The sequence below is a fragment of the Thalassospira sp. CA1 genome, assembly GCF_059052855.1.
Window position 1 is genome coordinate 301,666 of the sequence record NZ_JBZCIA010000002.1, and the last position, 24,324, is coordinate 325,989.

19 protein-coding genes, 3 tRNA genes and 1 riboswitch are annotated in these 24,324 nt (G+C 53.8%); of the genes, 14 read left to right on the forward strand and 8 right to left on the reverse strand.

The genetic code is table 11. The features are described from left to right. The 6 genes from AC5Q5A_RS05475 to AC5Q5A_RS05500 form a co-directional block, all read right to left on the reverse strand. Positions 1-2,691 (reverse strand): bifunctional acetate--CoA ligase family protein/GNAT family N-acetyltransferase, encoded by a 2,691-nt coding sequence (locus AC5Q5A_RS05475; RefSeq protein WP_286792076.1) that lies wholly within the window; start codon positions 2,689-2,691, stop codon positions 1-3. 235 nt (positions 2,692-2,926) lie between these two features. After that, positions 2,927-3,241, reverse strand: coding sequence for a hypothetical protein (locus tag AC5Q5A_RS05480; RefSeq protein ID WP_008890705.1), 315 nt, complete (start codon positions 3,239-3,241; stop codon positions 2,927-2,929). Positions 3,242-3,311: 70 nt separating this feature from the next. Continuing rightward, positions 3,312-3,387: transfer RNA gene (locus AC5Q5A_RS05485), tRNA-Asn, on the reverse strand. 292 nt (positions 3,388-3,679) lie between these two features. Then, positions 3,680-3,755, reverse strand: a tRNA-Asn gene (locus AC5Q5A_RS05490). A 4-nt stretch (positions 3,756-3,759) separates the two neighbouring features. Further along, positions 3,760-3,833: transfer RNA gene (locus tag AC5Q5A_RS05495), tRNA-Cys, on the reverse strand. 176 nt (positions 3,834-4,009) lie between these two features. Continuing rightward, positions 4,010-6,451, reverse strand: a complete 2,442-nt coding sequence (locus AC5Q5A_RS05500) for a methyl-accepting chemotaxis protein (RefSeq protein ID WP_493894617.1) — start codon at positions 6,449-6,451, stop codon at positions 4,010-4,012. Positions 6,452-6,966: 515 nt separating this feature from the next. Here AC5Q5A_RS05500 and AC5Q5A_RS05505 point away from each other — a divergent pair. From AC5Q5A_RS05505 to ribB, 10 genes are all read left to right on the forward strand, one after another. Next, positions 6,967-7,620 (forward strand): protein-L-isoaspartate O-methyltransferase family protein, encoded by a 654-nt coding sequence (locus tag AC5Q5A_RS05505; RefSeq protein ID WP_493894618.1) that lies wholly within the window; start codon positions 6,967-6,969, stop codon positions 7,618-7,620. A gap of 13 nt (positions 7,621-7,633) precedes the next feature. Next, on the forward strand, positions 7,634-7,954 hold the full coding sequence (locus AC5Q5A_RS05510) for a rhodanese-like domain-containing protein (protein WP_493894619.1): 321 nt from the start codon (positions 7,634-7,636) through the stop codon (positions 7,952-7,954). 144 nt (positions 7,955-8,098) lie between these two features. Next, positions 8,099-9,451, forward strand: coding sequence for a TolC family outer membrane protein (locus AC5Q5A_RS05515; RefSeq protein WP_063089661.1), 1,353 nt, complete (start codon positions 8,099-8,101; stop codon positions 9,449-9,451). Between the two features lie 119 nt (positions 9,452-9,570). After that, entirely contained in the window at positions 9,571-10,185 is a 615-nt protein-coding gene (locus tag AC5Q5A_RS05520; protein WP_063089660.1) for a DUF2497 domain-containing protein, read from the forward strand. 90 nt (positions 10,186-10,275) lie between these two features. Then, positions 10,276-12,942, forward strand: coding sequence for a valine--tRNA ligase (locus AC5Q5A_RS05525; protein WP_493894620.1), 2,667 nt, complete (start codon positions 10,276-10,278; stop codon positions 12,940-12,942). 207 nt (positions 12,943-13,149) lie between these two features. Then, the gene (pabB, locus tag AC5Q5A_RS05530) at positions 13,150-14,550 is read left to right on the forward strand and encodes an aminodeoxychorismate synthase component I (protein WP_493894621.1); all 1,401 of its coding nucleotides are present in this window, start codon (positions 13,150-13,152) and stop codon (positions 14,548-14,550) included. Further along, the gene (locus tag AC5Q5A_RS05535; protein ID WP_493894622.1) at positions 14,547-15,134 is read left to right on the forward strand and encodes an anthranilate synthase component II; all 588 of its coding nucleotides are present in this window, start codon (positions 14,547-14,549) and stop codon (positions 15,132-15,134) included. The genes pabB and AC5Q5A_RS05535 overlap by 4 nt, the downstream gene beginning before the upstream one ends. A 13-nt stretch (positions 15,135-15,147) precedes the next feature. After that, a complete protein-coding gene (locus AC5Q5A_RS05540; protein ID WP_493894623.1) occupies positions 15,148-16,005 on the forward strand; it encodes an aminotransferase class IV in 858 nt (285 codons plus the stop codon). Positions 16,006-16,061: 56 nt separating this feature from the next. Further along, positions 16,062-17,339 (forward strand): EAL domain-containing protein, encoded by a 1,278-nt coding sequence (locus AC5Q5A_RS05545; RefSeq protein ID WP_475352179.1) that lies wholly within the window; start codon positions 16,062-16,064, stop codon positions 17,337-17,339. 104 nt (positions 17,340-17,443) lie between these two features. Further along, positions 17,444-17,594: riboswitch (FMN riboswitch) on the forward strand. A gap of 132 nt (positions 17,595-17,726) precedes the next feature. Further along, entirely contained in the window at positions 17,727-18,395 is a 669-nt protein-coding gene (gene ribB / locus AC5Q5A_RS05550) for a 3,4-dihydroxy-2-butanone-4-phosphate synthase (protein ID WP_493894624.1), read from the forward strand. A gap of 83 nt (positions 18,396-18,478) precedes the next feature. Here ribB and xth read toward each other — a convergent pair whose 3' ends face one another. Next, on the reverse strand, positions 18,479-19,258 hold the full coding sequence (xth, locus tag AC5Q5A_RS05555) for an exodeoxyribonuclease III (protein ID WP_008890979.1): 780 nt from the start codon (positions 19,256-19,258) through the stop codon (positions 18,479-18,481). 89 nt (positions 19,259-19,347) lie between these two features. Next, on the reverse strand, positions 19,348-19,689 hold the full coding sequence (gene erpA / locus AC5Q5A_RS05560) for an iron-sulfur cluster insertion protein ErpA (RefSeq protein WP_008890980.1): 342 nt from the start codon (positions 19,687-19,689) through the stop codon (positions 19,348-19,350). A gap of 233 nt (positions 19,690-19,922) precedes the next feature. On the opposite strand from erpA, the gene argS reads away from it, so the two are divergent. From argS to AC5Q5A_RS05580, 4 genes are read left to right on the forward strand one after another with little or no spacing between them, the layout of a single operon-like run. After that, complete coding sequence (gene argS / locus AC5Q5A_RS05565; protein ID WP_493894625.1) at positions 19,923-21,674, forward strand: arginine--tRNA ligase; 1,752 nt, start codon at positions 19,923-19,925, stop codon at positions 21,672-21,674. A 3-nt stretch (positions 21,675-21,677) separates the two neighbouring features. Continuing rightward, positions 21,678-22,562 (forward strand): SPOR domain-containing protein, encoded by an 885-nt coding sequence (locus tag AC5Q5A_RS05570; RefSeq protein ID WP_493894626.1) that lies wholly within the window; start codon positions 21,678-21,680, stop codon positions 22,560-22,562. Beyond that, complete coding sequence (nagZ, locus tag AC5Q5A_RS05575) at positions 22,549-23,619, forward strand: beta-N-acetylhexosaminidase (RefSeq protein WP_493894627.1); 1,071 nt, start codon at positions 22,549-22,551, stop codon at positions 23,617-23,619. The genes AC5Q5A_RS05570 and nagZ overlap by 14 nt, the downstream gene beginning before the upstream one ends. Then, complete coding sequence (locus AC5Q5A_RS05580; RefSeq protein ID WP_197147515.1) at positions 23,616-24,299, forward strand: site-2 protease family protein; 684 nt, start codon at positions 23,616-23,618, stop codon at positions 24,297-24,299. Before nagZ ends, AC5Q5A_RS05580 begins: the two co-directional genes overlap by 4 nt. The last annotated feature ends 25 nt before the right edge of the window (positions 24,300-24,324 follow it).

The window sequence follows — 24,324 nt, forward strand, 5'->3', positions numbered from 1 at the left end:
TTATTCCGGGTCACGCTGCAAGGGCAGGGTGACTTCGAATACTTCTTCATCCGGGATAAATTTGCGGCTGAAGCCAAGGCTTTCGCAAAGGGTCAACATCCGACGGTTATTTGGCAGAACCTGGCCGATGAAGGTTTCTGTGCCCTTGCGGCGGCAGAATTCGATCATCTTTTCCATCAGAATGCGGCCAAGGCCGCGGCCCTTGATATCGGATCGCACCATAATGGCGTATTCGGCTTTCTCGTTGTTCGGATCAATGACGACCTGAACGATACCGTGAATTTCGCCTTCCTGATCACCGTTTGGCAGGATGGCGAGGAAGGCCATGTCGCGGTCGTAATCAAGCTGCGTCTGACGGGCCATTTCAGAATGCGGCAATTCACGGACCGATCCGAAGAAGCGGAAGTGAATATCTTCCGGGGTTAGCCGCGACATAAACTCGTAGTGGGCTGGTTCATCTTCGGGCTTGATCGGACGCAGCAAATAGGTTGTCCCGTCATCCATCACCACCTTTTCCTTCAAATGGCGCGGGTAGGGATGAATGGCCAGGCGCTGTTCGTCGCTTACAACCTTCGGCGTTACCTTGATACGGGCATCCAGCGCAATCACGCCTTCACGGTCGGCCAGAAGCGGGTTCATATCAAGCTCGACAACTTCGCCCAACTGCACAACCAGCTGCGAAAGCCGCACTAAGGTCATGTAAAGTTCTTCGAGGTTGACCGCCGGGACATCACGGTAACCTTGCAGAAGCTTATGAATGCGTGTGCCTTCGACCAGTTCACGGGCAAGCTTCATGTTGAGCGGCGGCAAGGCCATCGCACGGTCACGAACGACTTCGACTTCGACACCGCCATGCCCGAACAGGATAACAGGGCCAAAGATCGGGTCGGTGGTCATGCCGACAATCAATTCACGTGCGCCGTCACGTTTGACCATTTCCTGAACGGTGAAACCGCGCAGGCGGGCTTCCGGGAATTTCTTGCCAATAACGCGCTGCATTTTTTCGGCTGCTGCACGGACTTCCTCGCCGTTTTCAAGGTTCAGGATCACGCCGCCGACATCGGACTTGTGGCTGATGTCATCCGACAGGATCTTGAGTGCAACCGGGCGACCGATCTTCTCTGCTTTACTAACCGCATCGTCAACATCAAGGGCGGCATAGGTTTTGACCGTATTGATGCCAAAGCATTCCAGAACCGACTTTGCTTCCGGTTCGGTCAGCATGTGACGTCCGGCATGAATGGCGGCATGAATGATGCTGCGTGCCTTGTCGACATCCGGTGTGTAGTCATGCGGCACCGAAGGCGGCGTTTCCATCAAGAGTTCTTGCAGCTTGCGGAAATTGACCATGTGTTGGAAGGCGGCAACAGCATTTTCCGGCGTACGGTAGGTCGGAATACCAGCCGCATAAAACATATTGCGGGCTTCGGCCACGGTGGCTTCGCCAACCCAGTTGGTCAGGATGTTTTTCTTGCTGTTCTTGATGGTGTCGATCACACCCTGTGCGACTTCGACCGGATCGGTTATGGCCGTCGGGGCATGCATGACCAGCAAGCTGTCGATATTCTTGTCCTTCAGGACAACGTCAATGGTCTTGGCATAACGTTCACCCGGTGCATCGCCGATGATGTCAACCGGGTTTGCGTGCGACCAGGTCGGCGGGAGGACTTCATCAAGCGCTGCGATGGTTTCGTCGTCAAGATGGGCCAACTGGCCATGTCTTTCGATCAGGGCGTCAACCGCAAGCACCCCGATCCCGCCACCGTTTGTCACGATACCAAGCTTGTCACCACGGAACGGGCGCATGCGCGACAGCGTTTCAGCAGCTGAGAACATTTCACTGACCGTGTACACGCGCAAAACACCGGCACGTTTGATGGCGGCGTCAAAGACGTCATCGGCACCGGCAAGCGCCCCGGTGTGGGACGCGGCGGCCGCTGCTCCCTCGGCAAAGCGACCGGATTTGATGCACAGGATCGGTTTGTTACGCGATGCGGCACGGGCGGCAGAGATAAAGCTTCGGCGTTCGTGAATGGACTCAATATAAAGCATGATCGCCCGGGTATCGGGATCGGAGCCCAGATAGTCGATGACATCGCCAAAATCGACGTCATCGCATTCACCCAGCGAAATAAAGTGGGAAAACCCGATACCGCGTGCGGCAGCCCAGTCGAGAACGGCAGTGCACAAGGCACCTGATTGCGAAACAAAGGCAATCTTGCCATTGCCAATGCTTTGATGGCTGAAGCTGGCATTCAGGCCAATGCCCGGCACCATCAAGCCCAGACAGTTCGGACCAAGCAGACGCATTTTCTTGGAGGCCGCAATATCAAGCATCGCCTGTTTGACTGTGCGGTTGTCATCATATTGTTCTGCACTCAGGCCTGCGGTTAGGACAATCGCCGCAAGGCAGCCTTTTTCGGCCAGGCATTCCATAACCGGAACGACACCTTTGGGGGGAACACATATCACGGCAAGCTCTGGCACCACCGGCAGGCTATTGACGTCGGGGTAGGCCAGAACGCCACCGATCGACTGACTGCGTGGATTAACCGGCATGATCGGCCCGTCAAATCCACCGGCAAGCAGGTTCTTCATAATCACGCTGCCGACGGAGTGCGGCCGATTGGAAGCGCCAATCACGGCGACCGATTTCGGTTTAAACAGATGATCGAGGTTGATTGTACTCATCGCCAGTTTGCGCCTTGTCCTATGTGGGCCGGCCAAATTTCGGCCAACTCGCCCTATATGGTGATGCATGCGCTGTTTTTTCAGCGCACCATCATGATGCAGTGCGATATTTTAGAGCGATGCCAATTATATTGATTTGCTGTGCATCAATAAAGCGCTGCAAACACGAAGTTTTTATGGCAGTGCGATGCAGCAGGCTATGGGAAGCGTGAAGTGCGGAGATGCGGCGTCACGATTAATGCACGTGACCATGATGCCCATCGTCAAATCGCTCGGACTCTTCAAGCCAGGCTTCAACTTCATCCTGTGAACTCATGGCAAGCGCGATTTCGAGGTCGGCTTGGACATGGGCCAGGCTGTCGAACATCGGGCACCAGCCAAAGGCCTGTATCCGGGCATCGGTTGTCGACGAGATCGTGAACAGATCCCCGTCAATCGGGTGCACCAAGCCATGAATGATCCCGCCTTCGCCCGTAATCAACCATCCGCGGGTCGGCCCGGAGAGGGTGGCGAGTTCAACTTCGCGAAGGTCGATTTTGATGGTTTTCATGGGGCAAACATCCGTGTTTTGACGTTCAAAAGCAAAAGGGACCGAACATTACGTTCGGTCCCTTTTTAATTGGCTCCGGCAGCAGGACTCGAACCTGCGACCCAATGATTAACAGTCATTTGCTCTACCAACTGAGCTATGCCGGATCAGGTGCTGCGCGTCTTTCGATGCGCGTGGCAGGTGTATAATCAAACAGCCCGAGGCCCGCAAGACCTTTTTTGAGAAAATCCGGCCAAAATCGCGTCTTTTTTCAACATGGTCGCGACAGGTTATCGGCGGGCGCGATAATGATGGAAACCATTTCCCAACTGGTTGAATTGGATCACGTAAAGCGCATCGTGTTCTGTGATCGGGAAGGGGCAAATTACACTTGGAATAAATGCGGAGTTATATTGGCCCGGAAAGCAAAAACCCCCGGAACAGAGTTCCAGGGGTTTATGGCTCCGGCAGCAGGACTCGAACCTGCGACCCAATGATTAACAGTCATTTGCTCTACCAACTGAGCTATGCCGGATCAGTGGAGGCGCGAGCCGGAATCGAACCGGCGTGCAAGGATTTGCAGTCCTCTGCGTAACCACTCCGCCATCGCGCCTTCGCGTTGGCTGGAGCGGTGTATAGCCTCAACAAACGCACGCCGTCAAGCACCCAATTTTACATTTTTCTGAAGGCTTGGGGATTAGTGCTAAGAAAAAGAACAAACCACCCGGGAAAACTTCCCGGGTGGTCGTAAAAGCTTATGGGAATGTCATCCCACAGTTGGTCAAAGGGCTAGCCTTTGGCTTTACCAAAGCGGTTCTCAAGCCACGGTTTCAATCTTTCCTCGCGGATCTTACTCGGTGCGAAATCGAGGTTTGCGATGGTATCGAGACTGTTTTCAACCTCAAACGGAATGGTGGTGTTCGGGCCTTCGATGGTGATCTCGCCCTTTGTGCCTTCCTTGATCGCCTCAACGAGCGAGACCTTTACACCGCCCGCCGATATATCGATGGTCTGACCACGGATGGACTTCCCGTTGACCTTCACTGTTACGGCGAGTTGAGCTTCGTACCGGGGATCCTTGCGACGGTTTACTTCCGGCGTGGCAGTACGAACGATTCGAACAAGGCTCTTACGAAGTTCAGCGATGCTCTCATCAACTTCTTCGGCGATTTTGTTCATATCAGCCGCACGAGTGAGGTTGTCTTGCGCCTCGGAGGCAACATGGCCGATCTTTTCGGTCACTTCGTTCGATGCTTCTGCTGTCTGAACCACGTTACGGGCGATTTCCTGGGTTGCATCGTCCTGCTGGCGCACGCTGACCGCAACGTTGGAGGCGACTTCGTCAACGCGGCGGATGCTTGAAGTCATTTGCTGGACAGTTTCAACCACCGAACCGGTCACATTCTGGATTTCTCCCAGTTGACGGGTGATTTCCTCGGTGGATTTGGCGGTCTGATTGGCAAGGTTTTTAACTTCCTGGGCGACAACCGCGAAACCTTTGCCCGCATCACCGGCGCGGGCGGCCTCAATGGTTGCGTTCAACGCAAGAAGGTTGGTCTGAGCAGCAATATCACCGATCAGTTCGGCAACCTCGCCAATGCGATCAACGCTATCTTTCAGTGATTTGACCGTGTTTTCTGCGCTTTCACCAGCCCGGTTGGCTTCTGCTGTCAGGCTTGTTGCTTCTTCGATTTGGCGCGTAATTTCGCGGATTGACGCCGCCAGCTCTTCGGATGCACCAGAGACGGTTTCCGCGTTCGCCAAGGCTTCGTGTGCGGCAGCAGCAACACTCTCAGAGTTTTCCGAAACACGCTCTGAAGAGCCTGCCATATCAACAGCGGCCGCATTCAAACGCCCTGTTTGATCAATAATTGACTGAACAACCTTTTGCAGTTCTTGCTCGACGGTCTCGGCTAGGCCACGCAGCGCGCCAACGCGTTGTAGGTTGGACCTTGATTCATTCTCTTCGCGTTCGAGCCTGGCGTAGCAAAGCTTGGCGTGCAAAGCGCGCAATTGCTGTATCGTCGGTTTGAAATCGGAAACGGATGGCAGTTCAATCAAATAGCTCGAATCATTGGTTTCGATGGCTTCGAAATGATTTTCCATCTGTGCAAGCGGCCGTCTGAGCTTCTTGATCAACCATCCACCATAAATCACTGTCAAGATGATGGCGAGTGCAACGAGAACGAGTTCAATAATCAGGGTCTGAACGAAATCTGCGCGCGCCTGTTCGACCCGTTCGCCAGCGATCAGGTTTTGAAGAACAGACAGATTGCCGATGAGTTCGGTCAGCGGATCGATTTTCTGGTAAAGCTCTTCCCTGACCAGGGCATCAAGGGCTGCGCTATCCTCGGCGACTAAAATCTGTCGCAGGCGGTCGACCAGTTCGTCAGCGACGGGCAGCATGCCGCGGACTTCCTGAACGATTGGCGTTTCCCGACGGCCCAATTCACGATTGAGGTAAAGGTCAAGGTTCTCCTTAATGCGTGTCCTTGCCACATCAACGCTTTCAATGCCTTCCTGCCACGAAAAGTTGCCATTGCGAACCTTGTGAGAGGCATCAACAACGAAAACAGCGTAATCATCGGATATCTGTTTGAGCAAGTTCAGCGGTTTTACCCGATTGTCATAGAGGCTTATCAGCGCCTTCTCAGTGTTGTATTGGCCCCACAGCCCATATCCACCGATCAGCATCATCAGAATGACCATGGTGCCAAATGCAACGGTCAGGCTGCCTTTGATACTGGACAGGAAGTTGCCCAATTTTGCCTTGGTGCTGGTATCTACAATCTCACCATATTCAAGGCCGACATTTTTTGCCTGTCCCTTGCGCAAGTCGGCATAAGTGCTTTCGGCACGCCTCTTTTCTGCGTCCGTTGGTTTGGTGCGGATCGACACATAACCTGTGACCTCACCCTTTTCCAGGGTTGGGGTAACGGTTGCGCGAACCCAATAATGGTCACCATTTTTGGAGCGGTTTTTGACCAGACCTTGCCAGGGAAGTCCGGCTTTGATCGTTTCCCAAAGGTTTGCGAACGCCTCTTTGGGCATATCGCTGTGGCGTACAACATTGTGCGGCGAGCCGATCAGTTCGTCGTCTGTAAAGCCGCTAATATCCACAAAGGATTTGTTGGCGAACTTGATGCGCCCACCCGTATCTGTCCCGGAGACGAGAATATCATCGTCATTCATCAGGACTTCGCGATTGGTTACAGGACCATTATCACGCATTATTTTCCCCCAAATCTCATGCCGAGACAATTTGCGTCAGTCACCCCAAGCGCGACAGCAGAACCCGCTGTACGAAATTAATTCGTTTTGTCGGTGTTACTGCGTGCAATGCGCGCCAAAGACTATACGTTGGGTTATGTTTAGCGCGACGGAGGTCGTTTCAAGTGACGGTTGTAAAATTTTTGTTGTGTTTTGACGGGCGGATTGCTGTGTAACGATCTGACAACGCAGAAACATATTTCATATGAGTACGGAGCAGGTGGCATCGTATAGGGCCGAGTTCCCGGCATAAACAGGTGCGCAGTTGCCTTATCAAAAGACTCTTTGCGCGGATATGAGCGCGCAAAGGTCAATCTTTTAGTGCCCTCAATGTGTTAAAATCGAAGCCACACATTGATCCGATGTTGTCAGTTGCTTATGTGCTGACTATAAACAGGGCAATTGCCGCAGCCGTCTTTGGGGACAACAAGAGGACTGTGGTCTGTTTCTCGCGAGAATTTTCAGGTCAGATAATCATGGATTACCAAATCGCGCGCCATAACATGGTCGAAAATCAGGTTCGGACCAACAAGGTTACCGATCCGCTGGTCATTGCAGCGATGGAAGGGGTTCCGCGCGAACTGTTCCTGCCGGAAGGCAAGCGCGGCGTTGCCTATATCGACGAGGATATCGCCGTGGGTGCCGGGCGTTTTGCCATGGAGCCGATGGTGATCGCGCGCCTTATGCAAAATGCCGAGATTGCTGAAACGGATGTTGCCCTGGTGATTGGTGCCGGGTACGGCTATTCCAGCGCGTTGATCTCGCGCGTGGCAGAAACCGTGGTATCTGTTGAAAGCGACAAGGATATGGCTGCTGCTGCCGAGGCGACCTTCCAGAAGCTCAACTATGACAATGTCATTGTTGTCGAAGGTGATCTGGCTTCAGGGTATGCCAAACAGGCTCCTTACAACGTCATCGTCTTCGATGGCGCTGTCGCCGAAGTTCCGGCGGGTATCCTTGAACAGGTTTCCGAAGGTGGTCGTTTGCTCGCCGTGGTGCGTGAACCGGGCAAGGTAGGCGTTGCACGCCTTTACGAGCGCGAAAATGGTGTTACCGGGCATCGCGATCTGTTTGATGCGAACATTCCGTATCTTCCGGGATTTGAGCCGGCAGAAAGCTTTGTATTCTGATTGAGGTTTGACGGTGTTCGACATCAGTTGTGCTGAACTTGCGTCACGGCTTGATGCGAATGCACCGATTGCCTTGCTTGATGTCCGCGAAGATTGGGAACTTGAAATCTGCGCGATAGATCAGGCGCTCCATATTCCTCTTTCCCAACTATCGGGAAGGTTGGATGAACTGGCGCCTGATATGCCTTTGGCGATCATTTGTCATCATGGCGTTCGCAGTCGCCATGCGGGCCTGTTGCTTGAGGATCATGGATTTAAAGAGCTTTTTAATGTTCGCGGCGGTATAGATGCATGGGCGCTTGAAGTTGAGCGCGATATGAGCCGCTACGATTGAAAACGGCGATGACGGAGAAACGGGGCAAATTACTTTTTTTTGATGCAAATGCCTCTTTTCTTGGAAAATTTTCCTTCCGTCGTTACCATACGTGAAACTGCGCCGGGGTCGGGACTTGGTGTAGGATTTTACAAGGGTAGATAAATGATCAAACGGTTCTTGCTGACCTGCAGTATTCTGGCGACCGGCGGCATTGTTGCCAGCGGCGCTTCTGCAGAAAGCCTGGAAGACGCACTTATCAAGGCGTACCAGAGCAACCCGACACTCGAAGCCGGTCGTGCGGCACTTCGTTCGACCGATGAAGAAATTTCCTCGGCATTGTCAAACTGGCGGCCGAGTGTAAGCCTTTCTGGTAGCGCAGGCGTTCGTGATACCGAAACAGAAGTCAACGGCACGAAAACAGATAACAGCCTGACGCCTTATACGGTTGGCCTCAACGTTACGCAGCCGCTTTATCGTGGCGGCCGTACCACGGCAGAAACCGAACGTGCAGAGGCCCGCATCAAGGCTGCCCGCGCGTCGCTGCGCTCGACCGAACAAGACGTCATGCTTCAGGTGGCAACGGCGTATTTCAACGTTTTGCGTGATACTGCGGTTGTTGAGCTTAATCAGAACAACGTTCGCGTTCTGGAGCGTCAGCTTGAAGCAACCCGTGATCGTTTTGATGTTGGCGAGGTGACCCGTACGGACGTCTCCCAGGCCGAAGCGCGCCTTGCAGGTGCAAAGGCCAATTTGATCTCGGCACAGGGTGCCTTGGCCAATACCCGGGCGCAATACGAGCGCCTTGTCGGGAATCCGCCAAGCGATCTTGAAATTCCCAATGCGCTCTCGGGACTTCCGACAAGCATTTCCGATGTTCTGACGATTGCACAGGGTCAGCACCCTGATGTCTTGCAGGCAATTTACAGCGAAGAAGCTGCTCAGTCCGACATTCGTCTGAGCGAAGGTTCGCTTTATCCGGAAGTAAGCCTTGCTGCCGGGGTTGAGCGTCAGCATGAAGCCTCGAACGATGATTTCACGTCTGATACGGCGGACATTATCGCGTCAGTCTCGATTCCGCTGTACCAGCAGGGTGCTGTGTTCTCGAACGTGCGTTCGGCAAAGCAGACCGCCGGTCAGGCCCGGATCCAGATTGATGAAGCGCGCCGTTCCGTAATTGAAAACGCAACCAGTGCCTGGGAGACGCTTGTCACTGCACGTGCAAGCATCGAATCGCAGCAGGCACAGGTATCATCAGCTGAAGTCGCCCTTGATGGTGTTCAGCGTGAAGCATCGGTTGGATCGCGTACCGTTCTTGATGTTCTTGATCAGGAACAGGAACTGTTGCAGGCCCGTGTGGATCTTGTGGGGTCGCGCCGTGACGCTGCGGTTGCCGAGTTTCAGGTTAAGGCTGCCATGGGAGCGCTTAATGCGCAGGTCCTTGGTCTGCCGGTCGAAATTTATGACACTGAGTCCAACTATAACAAGGTCAAGGACCAGTGGTGGGGAACGGATTGATTGGTTGATGGTCGGGGCAGGGTGGCGACATCCTGCCTTCGAACTTGGGTCGGATCGGTCTGGTTAAATGACACTAGTGCGGAAGTTTAATTATGAGTGACGGGCAACAAGAACCTTCCATGGAGGATATCCTCCAGTCCATCCGCAAGATTCTTGCCGATGAGGGGGATGAAGAAAAACAGGAAGCTGCTCCTGAACCCGAACCGACGCCGGAACCGGAGCCAGAACCTGAGCCCGAGCCGGAACCAGAACCCGAGCCTGAAGAAGAAATCGACGAACTTGTGCTTGACGAAGAGCCTGAGGAACTTGAGTTCGAGGAAGAACCCGAGGAACTGGAGCTTGACGAGCCGGAAGAAGAGGAAGAACTCGAACTCGACGATATGCTCGATTTCGATGAAACACCTCTGGAAGAAGAATTCGACGAGCCGGAACCGGAACCAGAGCCCGAACCGGCAATGCCAGCCCTTTACGATGATGAAGACGACGAACCGCTGATTTCGAATTTGACGGAATCGACGGCCACCGGAACCATCTCGGAACTGGCGCAAGCTGTTGCAAAGAAACGCGCAGTTGCCCTTGGCATCAATGCGGGTCACGCAACCCTTGAGGATCTGGTGCGCGATATGCTGCGCCCGTTGCTTAAGGAATGGCTTGACGAAAACCTTCCCTATATGATCGAACGCCTTGTGAAAAAGGAAATCGAGCGGATTGTGAACCGCGCCGAAGACCTGTAGGCGAGCCGATTTTGACATTCGAGCGGCGCGCCAACGGTGCGCCGCTTTTTCTTTGGATAAACAATTAAACCCGCAGCGGATCAAAAGACCATGTTGGAGAAGACCTACAACCCGGCCGATGTTGAAGGCAGACTTTACGATAAATGGGAAAAAGCAGGGGCATTTGCCGCTGATCCGGCATCCAGTGCCGATCCCTATGTCATCATGATGCCGCCGCCCAACGTGACCGGTAGCCTCCACATGGGGCATGCACTGACCTTCACGCTTCAGGATATCCTGGTCCGCTATAACCGGATGAAGGGCAAGGATACCCTTTGGCAACCGGGTACCGACCATGCCGGCATCGCGACCCAGATGGTCGTTGAACGCCAGCTTGGCGAACAGAACGTCACACGCCATGACCTTGGCCGTGAAAAGTTTGTTGAGAAGGTCTGGGAGTGGAAAGAAAAGTCTGGCGGCACCATCACCAATCAGCTGCGCCGTCTGGGCGCGTCGCCCGATTGGCCGCGTGAACGCTTTACCATGGATGATGGCCTGTCTGCTGCGGTCCGCAAGGTGTTCGTGAAACTGCACAAGGATGGGCTGATTTACCGCGACAAGCGTCTGGTGAACTGGGATCCGAAACTTCTGACCGCGATTTCCGATCTTGAAGTCGTTCAGAAAGAAGTCAAAGGCCATTATTGGCACTTCAAATATCCGATCGAAGGCCGTGACGGCGAGTTCATCACCGTTGCCACCACACGTCCCGAGACGATGCTGGGCGATACCGGCGTTGCCGTCCATCCAGATGACGAACGCTATCAAGATCTGATCGGGAAATACTGCATTCTTCCGATTGTTGGACGCCGCATCAAGATCGTCGCCGACGAATATGCTGATCCGGAAAAAGGATCGGGTGCTGTTAAGATCACACCGGCGCATGATTTCAATGACTTTGAGGTCGGCAAACGTGCTGGTCTGGAAAAGATCAACATCCTTGATGATTATGCGCGCATCAATGATGAAGCGCCCGAGGAATACCGTGGCCTTGATCGCTTTGAGGCTCGCAAACTGATCGTTGCAAAGATGGACGAACTCGGTCTGCTTGAAAAGATCGAGGATACCGTTCACATGGTTCCATACGGCGACCGTTCGAACGTTGTGATCGAGCCGTATCTGACCGATCAGTGGTTTGTAAATGCCGAGGTTCTTGCCAAGCCCGCCACCGAGGCGGTTGAGGATGGCCGCATTCGCTTTGTGCCGAAGAACTGGGAAAACACCTATTTCGAATGGATGCGTAACATCCAGCCATGGTGTATCTCCCGTCAGCTTTGGTGGGGGCATCGTATTCCGGCATGGTTTGGCCCCGATGGGGAATTCTTCGTTGAAGAAACCGAGGAAGAAGCCTTGGCAGCTGCCAAGGCACATTATGGCAAGGATGTCGAACTGACCCAGGAAACCGACGTTCTTGATACCTGGTTCTCATCCGGTCTCTGGCCGTATTCGACGCTGGGCTGGCCGGAAAAGACCCCGGAACTTGCCAAATATTATCCGAGCGATGTTCTGGTCACCGGGTTTGACATCATCTTCTTCTGGGTTGCCCGGATGATCATGATGAGCATGTATTTCATGGACGGCAAAGTCCCGTTCCGTGACGTTTACATTCATGCGCTGGTGCGTGATGAGCACGGCCAGAAGATGTCAAAATCCAAGGGCAACGTTATCGATCCGCTTGAGATCATTGACGAATATGGCTGTGATGCGCTGCGCTTTACCCTGACAGCATTGGCCGCCCAGGGGCGCGACATCAAGCTTGCCGCATCTCGTGTTGAAGGCTATCGCAACTTCGCGACCAAGCTTTGGAATGCGGCCCGCTTTGCCGAAATGAATGAATGCAAACCGATTGATGGCTTTGATCCGGCGGGTGTGAAATCGACCCTTGGTCGTTGGATCGTTGGCAAAACGGTTGAAGCGGCCAAGGCCGTTGGCACCGGCATTGAAACCTATCGGTTCAACGATGCCGCCAGCAGTGCCTATCAGTTTGTTTGGGGTTCTTTCTGTGACTGGTATCTGGAACTGGCGAAACCGGTTCTGATGGGCAGTGACGAAGAAGCCAAGGCGGAAATTCGCGCGGTTACCGCGTGGGTTCTTGATCAGATCCTGTTGATCTTGCATCCGGTCATGCCGTTCATCACCGAAGAACTTTGGGAAAAAACCGCCGATAGTCGTGCCAAAATGCTGATCGCCGAAGGGTATCCGCAGTTTGACGACGCCCTGATTGATCGTGAAGCCGAGGCCGAGGTCGATCTGGCCATCCGCCTGATTGGTGACATCCGTGGTGTCCGTTCTGAAATGAATGTGCCGCCGGCGGCCGAAGTTCCGATCTATCTGGTTGATGCCACCGACGCCATGAAAGCGGCTGTCACGGCACAGGAAGCACAGGTCAAGCGCCTCGCGCGCGTTGCAGATGTTGCCTTTAAGGGGCAGGGCGATGTCGAGGCGATTGCCAAAGGTGCGATCCAGACTGTGGTTGATGGTGTGACGGTCTTTGTTTCGGTTGCCGATTTCATTGATGTTGCGGCTGAAAAAGCACGTCTTGAAAAGGAAATTCAGGACAAGACGAAATACATCAAGGCCCAGGAAGGCAAGCTTTCGAACGAGAAGTTCGTCAGCCGCGCACCTGAGCACATCGTCACGGCCGAAAAAGCCAAGCTTGAAGAAGCACGTGATACCCTTGCCAAGCTTAACGAAGCTTTTGCGCGTATTGCCGCGATGTAGGGTTTCCGACCAATCTGCGAGAAAGGCCAGCCATCTTTGGTTGGCCTTTTTTGTTCTGGGTTCAATTGAACTGTCGTAATGTCGCAAAAATCTTCACCCGATCATGCAGAATCGCTTAGATTGGCGTCGCCCGTTCCTGTGAGCGACAAGAACCCCCATGGAATGACGATTTTCGTCGCGTCCAGTCGATAAGAATGCGCCGGCCCAATGCTGATTGAAGAATGCCCCTATATCGAACCCGTTGATGCCTATGGCGCGTTTGCGCCATTTGCCGATAGCCATTTTTTGGATTCTGGTGACCGTGACCGGTTCTCCTACATTGTCGTGTCGCCACTGCATAAATTGACGGCAAAGAACGGGCAGGCGGTGCTGGATGGCTTTGAAATTCCGGGAAACCCGTTTGACGTCCTTGGCGATCTGTTGGCGCGCTATCAGATCGAAGCGAAGCCGGACCTGCCGCCGTTTCAGGGCGGTGCTGTTGGCTATTTTGGCTATGAGTTGGCGCATCAGACAGAGTTGTTGCCCACAGCACCGGACGACTGGCTTTCAATGCCGGACTTGGCCGTCGGGATTTATGATCTGGTGATCGCATTTGATCAGATTGACCGGCGGATGTGGCTCATTTCCACCGGCATTCCAGAGACCGAAGGTCCAAAGCGCGATCAGCGAGCAAATGATCGTATGGCCTTGATAAGCAAGTATCTAAGACTTGCACGCCCGCTGATTGATACGCCCGCTGTGCCGCATGTACCAAACGTTTCGACCTGGCAGTCAAACTTTGATCGCGCCAGCTACGAAGCCGCCGTACAGCGCGTGATTGATTACATATTTGCCGGTGACATCTTTCAGGTCAACCTGTCGCAAAGCTTCCGCGCAGAGTACGCACGCGATGCCATTCCAAAGCGGTTTGATCTTTATCGCCGGTTGCGTGATATCAGTTCCGCCCCCTTTGGCGCATTCCTGAATTTCGGGGATGTGGCGGTGCTGTCAAATTCGCCGGAACGGTTCCTCAGGGTCAGAAACCGGCAGGTCGAAACCAAGCCGATCAAGGGCACCAGGCCGCGCGGCGAGACACCTTTAAGCGATGCCGAACTGGCACAGGAATTAATGTTATCGCCAAAGGATCGCGCAGAAAACGTTATGATCGTTGATCTTTTGCGCAATGACCTTTCAAAGGTGAGTAATCCTCACACTGTGAAAACACCGGTGATCTGCGCGTTGGAAAGCTATGCCAATGTGCATCATCTGGTGTCCACCGTGACAGGCGAACTGCGAGAAGGCAAAACGGCTGTCGATGCATTGCGCGCATGTTTCCCCGGTGGGTCGATCACTGGTGCGCCCAAAATTCGCGCGATGGAGATCATCACCGAACTCGAGAAAACAACGCGCGGTGCCTATTGCGGTGCTATTGGCTATATCGGATTTGATGGGGCGATGGACACAAACATTGCCATCCGAACGCTTAGCATAAATGGCGGCAAGATGGCCTTCAATGTTGGCGGCGGGATCGTTGCGGACAGCGACCCGGCAGCGGAATACGAGGAAACGCTGGTTAAAGCCGCCAAGATGTTTGAGTTGTTCGGATTAAGTGCCGAGGATCTGCTATGATCCTGCTGATCGATAATTATGATTCTTTTGTCTTCAATCTTGCCCGCTATCTTGAGGAACTCGGACATGCGGTCACGGTTGTTCGAAACGATGAGATCACGGTGGCAGACGTTCGTGCCCTTAAACCGTTGGCGATCGTCTTTTCGCCGGGACCCTGCGGACCGGATGAGGCGGGAAACAGTCTGGAATTGATCAACGCGCTAAAAACCGAGTTTCCGATGCTTGGCGTTTGCCTTGGGCATCAGTCTATCGCCCAAGCATTCGGTGGAACGGTCAAGCGCGCGAAACGGCCGGTTCACGGGATGACATCATCGATCCGGCATAGCGGGGACGATTTGTTTGCCGGATTAAACAATCCTTTGCAAGTCACGCGATATCACTCGTTAATCGTTGATTTGCCAAATGATGGCACTTTGATCGAGACAGCAACAGGCCCGGACGGAGAAGTCATGGCATTTGCCCATGCGACCTTGCCGATTTACGGTGTTCAGTTCCACCCCGAGGCCGTGCTTACGGAACAGGGCCACGCGCTGTTGGCGAACTTTCTGAAACGTGCTTCCGGGCAGGGAGCCGATAACGATTAAAAGGGACCAGGCTATGCAGGTTTGGATGAATGGCAGTTTTCGTGATCTTGATGAAGCGTCCATTCCGGTAACGGATCGTGGCTTCCTGCTGGGTGATGGTTTCTTTGAAACCATGCGTGCGCACGAAGGGAAAATTGCCTGGCTGGAAGCTCATATGGGACGGCTTGACCACCATGCCGAGTTGATTGAGTTTCCGCTTGACCTGTTGCCCGAGACAGAAGAAGTCGCTGAAATCGTTGCGAAGCTGTTTGAGCAAATTCACCGCAAGGATGCGGTTGTCCGTATGACGGTGTCACGCGGCCCGGGCGAACGTGGATTGCTGCCACCGGGGTCGCCGGATCCGACCATCCTGATTACTGCAGAGCCTTTTGATCCGCTGGACCCGAATATCGGTCTGACCCTGGCGACGTCACAGAAAGTGCGCCGAAACCCGCATTCGGTCGCGGGTAACATCAAAAGTACCAACTATATGGACAACATCGCGGCTAAACAGGAAGTACAGAAATACGGTGCGCAAGACGCGCTTATTCTGTCGGCTGACGGCCATGTGGCGGAAACGACGGTTGCCAATCTGTTTGGTATCACCGGGGAAACCCTGTGGACGCCGGATGAGGATACCGGGATCCTTTGTGGGCTTGCCCGCGATTACGTGCTGCAAGTTGCCGAAGAATCTGAGATTGAAGTGACTTTCGAGCCGAAGGCACCAGAAGAGCTCAAAGAGTTCGATGCCGTGTTTACCGCCAATGCGCTGCAGGGATTGCGTGTTGTTGACCGAATTGATGGCTATGTTGTCGGTGTGCCGGCAAAAACCTTCTTTACCGACCTTGCTCTAAGGGTGGAGGCGGAGCTATGCGATGGTATAGTAATTTAGGTTGAATTCACCACTTTAGTGACGTATGTTCAGCTGCAATTCAAACTGGAATGCATATGAACGCGCACACCACCAAACCACCTGTCACGATCAGTCGCTTTGTCGAAAGCCTGCGTAAAAACGCGGCCAAAGGCAAAGCGATTTCGTTTGGGATCCTGAATATTCCGGCTGACTTGCGTCTTGGCACCGATGACTATCAGGCCATTACCCGGGATGCTTTCCACAATCTCCCCGAGAACACCAAGGTCCATCGCCTGGAAAACGGCATGGTGGCTTTTGTGCATGCAGGATCGTGGACAAACGATGACAACACCTTTGTCGAGCATATCCGGGAAATTCTGACCGATGTCCTGAACCGTCAGGGCCTTGGCCATATTCCAACCAATCTCTGGAACCGCTTTGAATGGCCCAAGGATCAGGAGAAGTTGGCAGATTTACTCGGCATCACACTTGCAGAAAGACCAAGCAGTGACGTTTCCGTGCGCTTTGATATGGCTGATATGCTGCGTGGCGCGATCACGACAGAGGCTGTATTCGACTCATGCCGGCGCCAGGCCATCGTCTGTTTTGATGACACTCGCCGCGAGGTGTTGGGCCACGAGATTTATTGTTCGCTTGATTACCTGCGCCAAAACCATCTTGCCAGTTTCCTGTTGGAAGGGCCGGGCGAGATCGAAATCCTGTCGCGTGTTCTCGATGAAAAAGTCATGGATGTTACGGCAGCACTGGCACCGTCCATTTTACCAGACCGACTGCATTTGAACATGCAAATCCAGACAGTTCACAGCGACAAGTTTACCGATTTCATCGCTGAACATGACGGTAAACTGATCGAAAACATGGCCATCGAGTTTTCCATGGAGAACGCGATCGCAAACTGGTGGGAATTTGAAGACGCGTGCGAATTCCTGCATTCCTTGGGGATACAGGTTGGTCTTGATCGCATCACGTTGCCAGCACTCGAATTTCTGTCGCCGCGCAAGATGAATGTCGATTTCATCAAGGTCATATGGGACCAGAACATTGTCGGATCGCGTCGCGCGGAAGTCGCCGAAAGACTGCGGGAGTTTGCTGTTTTGTTTGCCGACCGCAGCCTGATCCTTACACGGTGCGACAGCCGAACGGCGTTACGCATGGGCCGCAGTCTGGGTGTGGATGTCTTTGAAGGCAGCTATATCGACGCGATGCTTGGCGGCTATCTTCATCGGGAATGCAAATCCAAAAGCAGATCATCGGACAAAAAATGCGCCGTTTGCCAATGGGCGCCGCGCGAAGCCCGCAATAACGGATGTGATTTCCATTTCCGTGCAGGCAAACTGCTTTCAGACATTTAAACCACAAGGTTTTAAGGGTTTTATGGCGTTTGACAACACTGGCGCGCTTTCATAAAGTGCGCGTGTTGATCAATTATGGTCAACGTTTGTCGTTGAAACACGGCGCTTATTCTCAGGGCAGGGTGAAAATCCCGACCGGCGGTAAACCAGTTTTGGTAAGCCCGCGAGCGCCCATCGGTCGCAAGACTTTTGGGGTCAGCAGATCCGGTGAGATTCCGGAGCCGACGGTAACAGTCCGGATGGGAGAGGATAAAGCGTGACGGTCGTGACAGGAACGCCTTGGCGTGACTGGTATGCCGTCTGCCTGCGACCGCATTGTGAAATTTGTCGCAAAGCGGGCCTTTCTTTGTTGCCCTGGTTCGTAAGCCCCATCCGTAGAGGACGGTTATGAATCAGAGTATTGAAAAACAATCCGATCTGTCGATCTTTGGCGATTCGCATGCGCGCATGGAACGTGCGCTTGATGATCTGAGCCAGGGCAAAGGCGTTCTGGTTGTTGACGATGAAGATCGCGAAAATGAAGGCGATCTGATCTTTTCAGCAGAAAATCTGACCAATGAACAAATGGCGATGCTCATCCGTGATTGTAGCGGTATCGTCTGCCTGTGCCTGACCGACGAGAAGGCAACTGAACTTGAACTGCCGCCCATGGTTGCTGACAACACATCCAGCATGGGAACGGGGTTCACCGTCACCATCGAAGCCAAGGTTGGTGTAACCACCGGTGTATCGGCCGCGGACCGTGTCACCACGGTAAAAACGGCCATCGCCGATGACGCAAAACCGAGTGATCTGGCACGTCCGGGCCATGTCTTCCCCCTGCGTGCGCGTCCGGGTGGTGTTCTTGAACGTCGCGGCCATACCGAAGGTACGGTTGATCTGATGCGTCTGGCAGGGTTCAAGCCCGCTGGTGTGCTGTGTGAAGTAACCAATCCGGATGGCACCATGGCGCGGCTGCCGGAACTGATCGAATATGCCAAGACCCACGATATGGTCGTGATCAGCATCGAAGATATCGTTGCCTATCGCATGGCGATGAAGCAGGCGGCTGAATAAAGCCAATCTGTTGCCAATGATAAAAGAAAAGGGTCGCATCCTGATAGTTGCGGCCCTTTTGCTGTTTTGGTGATCGAACGCGATCAGTCGTCAATCATGCACCAGACTGGTGTGTGATCAGATGCCTTTTCCTTGCCGCGTGGTTCACGGTCGATATCCGATGCGCTCAGACGGTCTGCCGCCGCCGGGGTCAGAAGGAGGTGGTCAATACGAAGACCGTTATCCTTGTTCCATGCACCGGCACGATAGTCCCACCAGCTATATTGGTGACCTTTCGGGTTGAAGGTCCGGAATGCATCGGTAAAGCCCATATTCATCATGGTGCGCAAACGTTTACGTTCAACCGTTGTGCACAGCACCGTTTCGCGCAGTTTCACGGGGTCATACACGTCCATGTCGTCGGGCGCGATGTTGTAGTCGCCGCCCATGACAGCGGCGTCACCACTGGCACGAATTTTCTCAAACCGGGTGATCAGGCGATCCAGGAAATTCAGTTTGTAATCAAATTTCTCGTCACCAACGGCTGTTCCCATTGGAACATAGATCGATGCAACCCGGACCGGCCGATTGGATCCGATGGTTGCCTCGATATAGCGGGCTTGTTCGTCATCATCATTGCCGGGCAGGCCGCGTTCGACATCTTCGATCGGGAATTTGGAAAGGATCGCAACGCCGTTGTAGGTCTTTTGACCGTGAATGGCGATGTTGTACCCAAGGTCCTCAATCTCCATCGCTGGAAACGCGTCATCAACCGTCTTGGTTTCCTGTAACAGGACGACATCGGGTTTCCCGTCCTGCAGCCAGTCAAGAATGTTTGGCAGGCGTGCCTTGATCGAGTTGACATTCCACGTGGCGATTTTCATTCGGGCCTCGGTTTTTTGGGTGTTTGGTCAAACAAAACGGGGTTCGCCAATAACGAACCCCGTTTTATAAATCGGTTTGTCGATCCGGATCAAATCGAGAAACTTGATCCGCAGCCACATGAAGAGGTGGCATTCGGATTGTTTACACGAAAGGCCGAGCCAACCAACTCACGCACGAAATCAATCTCTGCACCGCCGAGAAGATCCAGGGATACTTCGTCGATCACCATTTTCGCACCGTGGTTTTCAAAGATACGATCTTCGTCAGTGGTGTCTGAATCGAGCGAGAACTCATACTGGAACCCACTGCAACCGCCGCCAGACACCTGCAAACGCAGCATGGTGTTCGCAGCACCTTCGCTGGCAATCAGTTCCTGAATGCGTTTTGCTGCACTTTCAGTCATTTGAACTTGCCGAGAAGAATCGGTCATTCAACACTCCTTGGTCTTGTCCTGCCGGGGCAGGTGTGTTTGCGATCCTTGATCACATCATAGCATGATCCGAACGCAGTATTTGAGTCAGTATTTAGCGCGCATGGCTGAAATGTCAAAACCTGTAATCACTCCAAACAAGGGTGACTTGCGTTTTGAGGTGAAATGGCTCAAAACAGGCGCCAGTCAATTGGCCGGTCCGGTCAGAACCAGAAATTACAAAGTTCCAAGTCATGAATGTTTTCAGCCTGTTGAAAAGCGACATCGAGAACCAGATTCTCGCCCTTGAAAAAGACGGTGTTCTCCCTGCGGGAACCGACACTTCACGTGTCACGGTGGAGCCGCCGCGCGATGCGTCTCATGGGGATGCCGCAACAAATGCGGCGATGTTGCTTTCAAAAGCTGCTGGCATGAAGCCGCGTGATCTGGCGGAAAAGCTGGCCGAAAAACTGCGTGGTCTTGATCACATCGAAGAAGTCGAAATTGCCGGCCCGGGTTTCATCAATCTGCGGATGGCCGAGCGGTTCTGGCTTTCACAGATCAGCCAGATCCTTGAAGTCGGCACTGCCTATGGCAATAGCGACCTTGGCAAAGGCGAAAAAATCAACGTCGAATATGTTTCGGCAAACCCGACCGGCCCGATGCATGTCGGCCATTGCCGCGGGGCGGTTGTTGGTGACGTGCTTGCCAACTTGCTTGCAAAGGCGGGCTACGCCGTTACCAAGGAATATTACACCAATGATGCCGGTGCGCAGGTAGATGTCCTCGCACGGTCGCTTCATTTGCGCTATCGCGAAGCCCTTGGTGAAGAGATCAGTGAAATTCCGCAAGGCCTGTATCCGGGGGATTATCTTGTCGCGCCGGGCAAAAAGCTGGCGGAACGCGATGGCGACAAGTGGCAGAATGCCCCGGAAGATGAATGGCTTGAAGAGTTTCGTGCTTTCGCCATCGTCGAGATGATGGCCCTGATCAAGGAAGACCTCCGTCTTCTTGGTGTTTCCCATGATGTCTTCACATCCGAAGACGGCTTGGTTAAGGCGGGCAAGGTCCAGTCGGCCTTTGAACATCTTGAGAAAAAAGGCGACATCTATGTCGGCGTTCTGGAGCCGCCAAAAGGCAAGAAGCCTGATGACTGGGAACCGCGCCCGCAAACCTTGTTCCGTGCAACAGAGTTTGGCGATGATGTCGATCGGCCTTTGAAAAAGTCGGATGGTAGCTGGACCTATTTTGCGTCCGACATTGCCTATCACTTTGATAAGTACGAACGCGGCTTTAACTTGATGATCGACATCTTTGGCGCCGACCATGGTGGCTATGTCAAACGCATGAAGGCGGCCACCAAGGCGATCACGCACGGCGAGGGCGAGCTTGATGTCAAACTTTGCCAGTTGGTCAGCCTGTTTGACAATGGCGAACCGGTCAAAATGTCGAAACGTGCCGGAACGTTCGTGACCCTGCGTGATGTTGTTGAGCGTGTTGGCAAGGATGTCGTGCGTTTCATCATGCTGACCCGTAAAAATGACGCAGCGCTAGAGTTTGATTTTGCCAAAGTGACCGAACAGTCCAAGGACAACCCGGTTTTCTATGTTCAGTATGCGCATGCACGTGTGAATTCGGTCTTCCGACAGGCGGCTGAAGCCTTCCCGGGACAGGACCTCTCGGAGAAGACGCTGGCGACTGCGGACCTGTCATTGCTGAGTTCGGAAGATGAAAAGCTTCTGGTGCGCCGCATGGCTGAGTGGCCGCGGATTATCGAACAGGCGGCCGTTGCCCATGAACCGCATCGCATTGCCTTTTTCCTGACAGAAATTGCCGCAGAATTCCATGCATTGTGGAACAAGGGACGTGACAACACAGCACTGCGCTTCATCATTGCCGATGATTTGCCTGCGACTCTGGCACGTCTAGCGATGATCCGTGCTGTTGCCACGGTCATTGCGTCCGGTCTTGAGGTTGTGGGCGTTAAGCCTGTCGAGGAGATGTAAGAGATGAGTGAAGAACACGGTGCCGACCTTCATGCAGAGCGTGCAGATCACTATGGATCAGAAAAGCCCGCCAGCAAGAGCATGATCAAAAGGCTGGCTACCGTGTTTCTTGGCGTTGTCGTGGTTGGTGGCGCGCTGGGCGGGGCAGGTTACTGGTTTTATAATCAGGGCCAACCCATTCAGGACGATGGCAATTTGCCGATCCTGCTTCCTGATCCGTCACCGATCAAAATTCGCCCGGAAGATCCGGGGGGAATGGAAGTTCCCCACCGTGAAACGACAGTCTACGACCAGCTAAGCGACGTTGATCCGGATGCAAATGTCGTGTTGCAGGAACTTCCGGACATGCCGCGCGTACCGGAAGTCTCGGCAACGCCCAAGGCGACCCAGCCAAATCCAACGGCCGAGGCACCGGCAGAAGCGGCCGCAACCGAAACAGCGAATGCACCGCAAAACGCCGAATCTGACGGCAATGCAGAGCCTGCGGTTAAAGCACCGGAAATTACAGCACCAGAATTGACTGACGCCGAGAAGGCGGTTGCCGCCGCTGAAAACCGCACGACCGAAGCCCCGGCCAAGGAGCAAGCAGCAGCCGAACCGGCCCCGGCACCGCAAACCACGACCGCGGCGCCTGCGTCTGGCGCATTCCGTGTGCAGCTGGCCTCGGTCCGCGAAGAAGGCGGGGCGGCAGCAGAATGGACACGGTTGTCATCGAAAAACAAAGACTTGCTTGGCAATCTTGAGATGTTTGTGCAACGTATTGAGATCGAAGGCAAAGGTGTCTTCTATCGGTTGCAGGCTGGTCCCCTTGGCGATGCCGGGGCTGCCGAAAAGCTTTGTGCGGATTTGAAAGAACGCAATGTGGGGTGCCTCATTGTCCGGCCTTGAAGTCAAAAAGCCACGTGCCTGCATTCTTGGTGTTTCGGGAACGGAACTCAGCAATTGGGAAAAGGGCTTCTTGCGTGAAGCCGATCCGTTCGGGTTTATCCTGTTTGCCCGCAACATCGAAAACCGCAATCAGGTCCGTGCCCTGACCAACGCACTGCGCGAAATCGTTGGTAACACCAATGTGCCGATTCTGGTCGATCAGGAAGGCGGCCGCGTGATGCGGTTGAAACCGCCACATTGGCGCAGCATTGCGCCGGCAGGTGTGTTTGGTGATCTGTTTGATCGAAACCCGGATGATGCACGCGAGGCTGCCTATACCAGTGCGCGGTTGATGGCGATGGACCTGCGCGAAGCCGGTTTTAATACAACTTGCGCCCCTGTTCTTGATCTTCGTCTGCCCGGTATGAGTGACGTGATCGGTGACCGGTCATACGGGGCAGAGGTCGGCAAGGTTGTGATGCTGGCCAGTGCTGTCGCCGCAGGCCTTCTGGATGGTGGTATTGCGCCGATCATCAAACATACTCCGGGACATGGCCGCGCGACGGTAGACAGTCACAAGGACCTGCCGATTGTCACCGTATCGCATGAGACGCTGTCCGAGTTTGATTTTGCGCCCTTTGCGCACATGAAGGATGTGCTGGCGGCAATGTCGGCCCACCTGCTGTTTACCGCCATTGATGATCAACGCCCCGGCACAGTTTCCGCAACTGTCATTCAGGACATTATTCGCGGCGAGATCGGCTTTGAGAACCTGCTGATCAGTGATGATCTGTCCATGGAGGCGCTGGGTGGCTCCATCGCCAGTCGGACGCATGAATGTCTGCGTGCCGGGTGCGATATTGCGCTTCATTGCAATGGTAAACGCACCGAGATGGAAGAGGTGGTATCAATGGCACCGCTTTTGACCGGTAAGTCCTTGCAACGCGCACAGAGCTTTACCAACCAAATTGCCACGTTCAAACACGACGCGCCAAGCAGCACCCAGATTACCGATTGGCAGGCCCGGCTTGCAGATCTTCTGGCACCGGTTTGGTCAGCAGGAGATGATCAGAAGTGAATGACACCATTGATCTGATCGTTTCGGCGACAACCTGGATCATTCCGGTTTTGCTTGCTGTGACGTTGCACGAAGCAGCCCATGGTTTCGCCGCCAAGCTGTTTGGTGATGATACGGCCCAACGCATGGGGCGGCTGAGCCTGAACCCGATCCGCCATATTGATCCGGTTGGTACCATCCTGATCCCGGGATTGCTTTTGATAACAGCCGCACCGTTCCTGTTTGGCTATGCCAAGCCGGTGCCCGTAGCGTTTCATCGCCTGCATCCGCAGCGTTTGGGCGTGATTGGTGTTGCGATTGCTGGTCCGGCGACCAACGTGGCACTTGCCATTGTATCAATCCTGCTTCTGGTGTGGCTGCCAAGCTTCTCGCCAGCGGTCAATGAATGGCTTGCGACGATGCTTAATCAGTCACTTTGGCTGAATTGCATTCTGGCGGTGTTTAACATGTTGCCGATCCCGCCACTTGACGGTGGGCGGGTTCTGACCGCAATTTCACCGATGCCGATTGCACGGGTCTTGGCGCGTATGGAAAAAACCGGCATGATCATATTGATCGGATTGGTCTTTCTGTTGCCCTATGTCACGACGCAACTTGGTATAGACCTGCCGGTGTTCCAGTGGTTGGTGCTTGAACCGGCCAATGCACTGGTCAGGCTTCTGGCAGATATCTTTGCCTGAACGCCGACAGACGCGGGGGATAGTC

Coding starts and splice junctions, on each gene's coding strand:
- AC5Q5A_RS05525 (WP_493894620.1), top strand. CDS start 10,276: ATGTTGGAGAAGACCTACAACCCGGCCGATGTTGAAGGCAGACTTTAC.
- AC5Q5A_RS05475 (WP_286792076.1), bottom strand. CDS start 2,691: ATGAGTACAATCAACCTCGATCATCTGTTTAAACCGAAATCGGTCGCC.
- xth (WP_008890979.1), bottom strand. CDS start 19,258: ATGAAAATCGCCACGTGGAATGTCAACTCGATCAAGGCACGCCTGCCA.
- AC5Q5A_RS05570 (WP_493894626.1), top strand. CDS start 21,678: ATGAGTGAAGAACACGGTGCCGACCTTCATGCAGAGCGTGCAGATCAC.
- AC5Q5A_RS05540 (WP_493894623.1), top strand. CDS start 15,148: ATGCAGGTTTGGATGAATGGCAGTTTTCGTGATCTTGATGAAGCGTCC.
- ribB (WP_493894624.1), top strand. CDS start 17,727: ATGAATCAGAGTATTGAAAAACAATCCGATCTGTCGATCTTTGGCGAT.
- AC5Q5A_RS05515 (WP_063089661.1), top strand. CDS start 8,099: ATGATCAAACGGTTCTTGCTGACCTGCAGTATTCTGGCGACCGGCGGC.
- AC5Q5A_RS05505 (WP_493894618.1), top strand. CDS start 6,967: ATGGATTACCAAATCGCGCGCCATAACATGGTCGAAAATCAGGTTCGG.
- AC5Q5A_RS05535 (WP_493894622.1), top strand. CDS start 14,547: ATGATCCTGCTGATCGATAATTATGATTCTTTTGTCTTCAATCTTGCC.
- AC5Q5A_RS05545 (WP_475352179.1), top strand. CDS start 16,062: ATGAACGCGCACACCACCAAACCACCTGTCACGATCAGTCGCTTTGTC.
- AC5Q5A_RS05480 (WP_008890705.1), bottom strand. CDS start 3,241: ATGAAAACCATCAAAATCGACCTTCGCGAAGTTGAACTCGCCACCCTC.
- pabB (WP_493894621.1), top strand. CDS start 13,150: ATGCTGATTGAAGAATGCCCCTATATCGAACCCGTTGATGCCTATGGC.
- erpA (WP_008890980.1), bottom strand. CDS start 19,689: ATGACCGATTCTTCTCGGCAAGTTCAAATGACTGAAAGTGCAGCAAAA.
- argS (WP_493894625.1), top strand. CDS start 19,923: ATGAATGTTTTCAGCCTGTTGAAAAGCGACATCGAGAACCAGATTCTC.
- AC5Q5A_RS05500 (WP_493894617.1), bottom strand. CDS start 6,451: ATGCGTGATAATGGTCCTGTAACCAATCGCGAAGTCCTGATGAATGAC.
- AC5Q5A_RS05520 (WP_063089660.1), top strand. CDS start 9,571: ATGGAGGATATCCTCCAGTCCATCCGCAAGATTCTTGCCGATGAGGGG.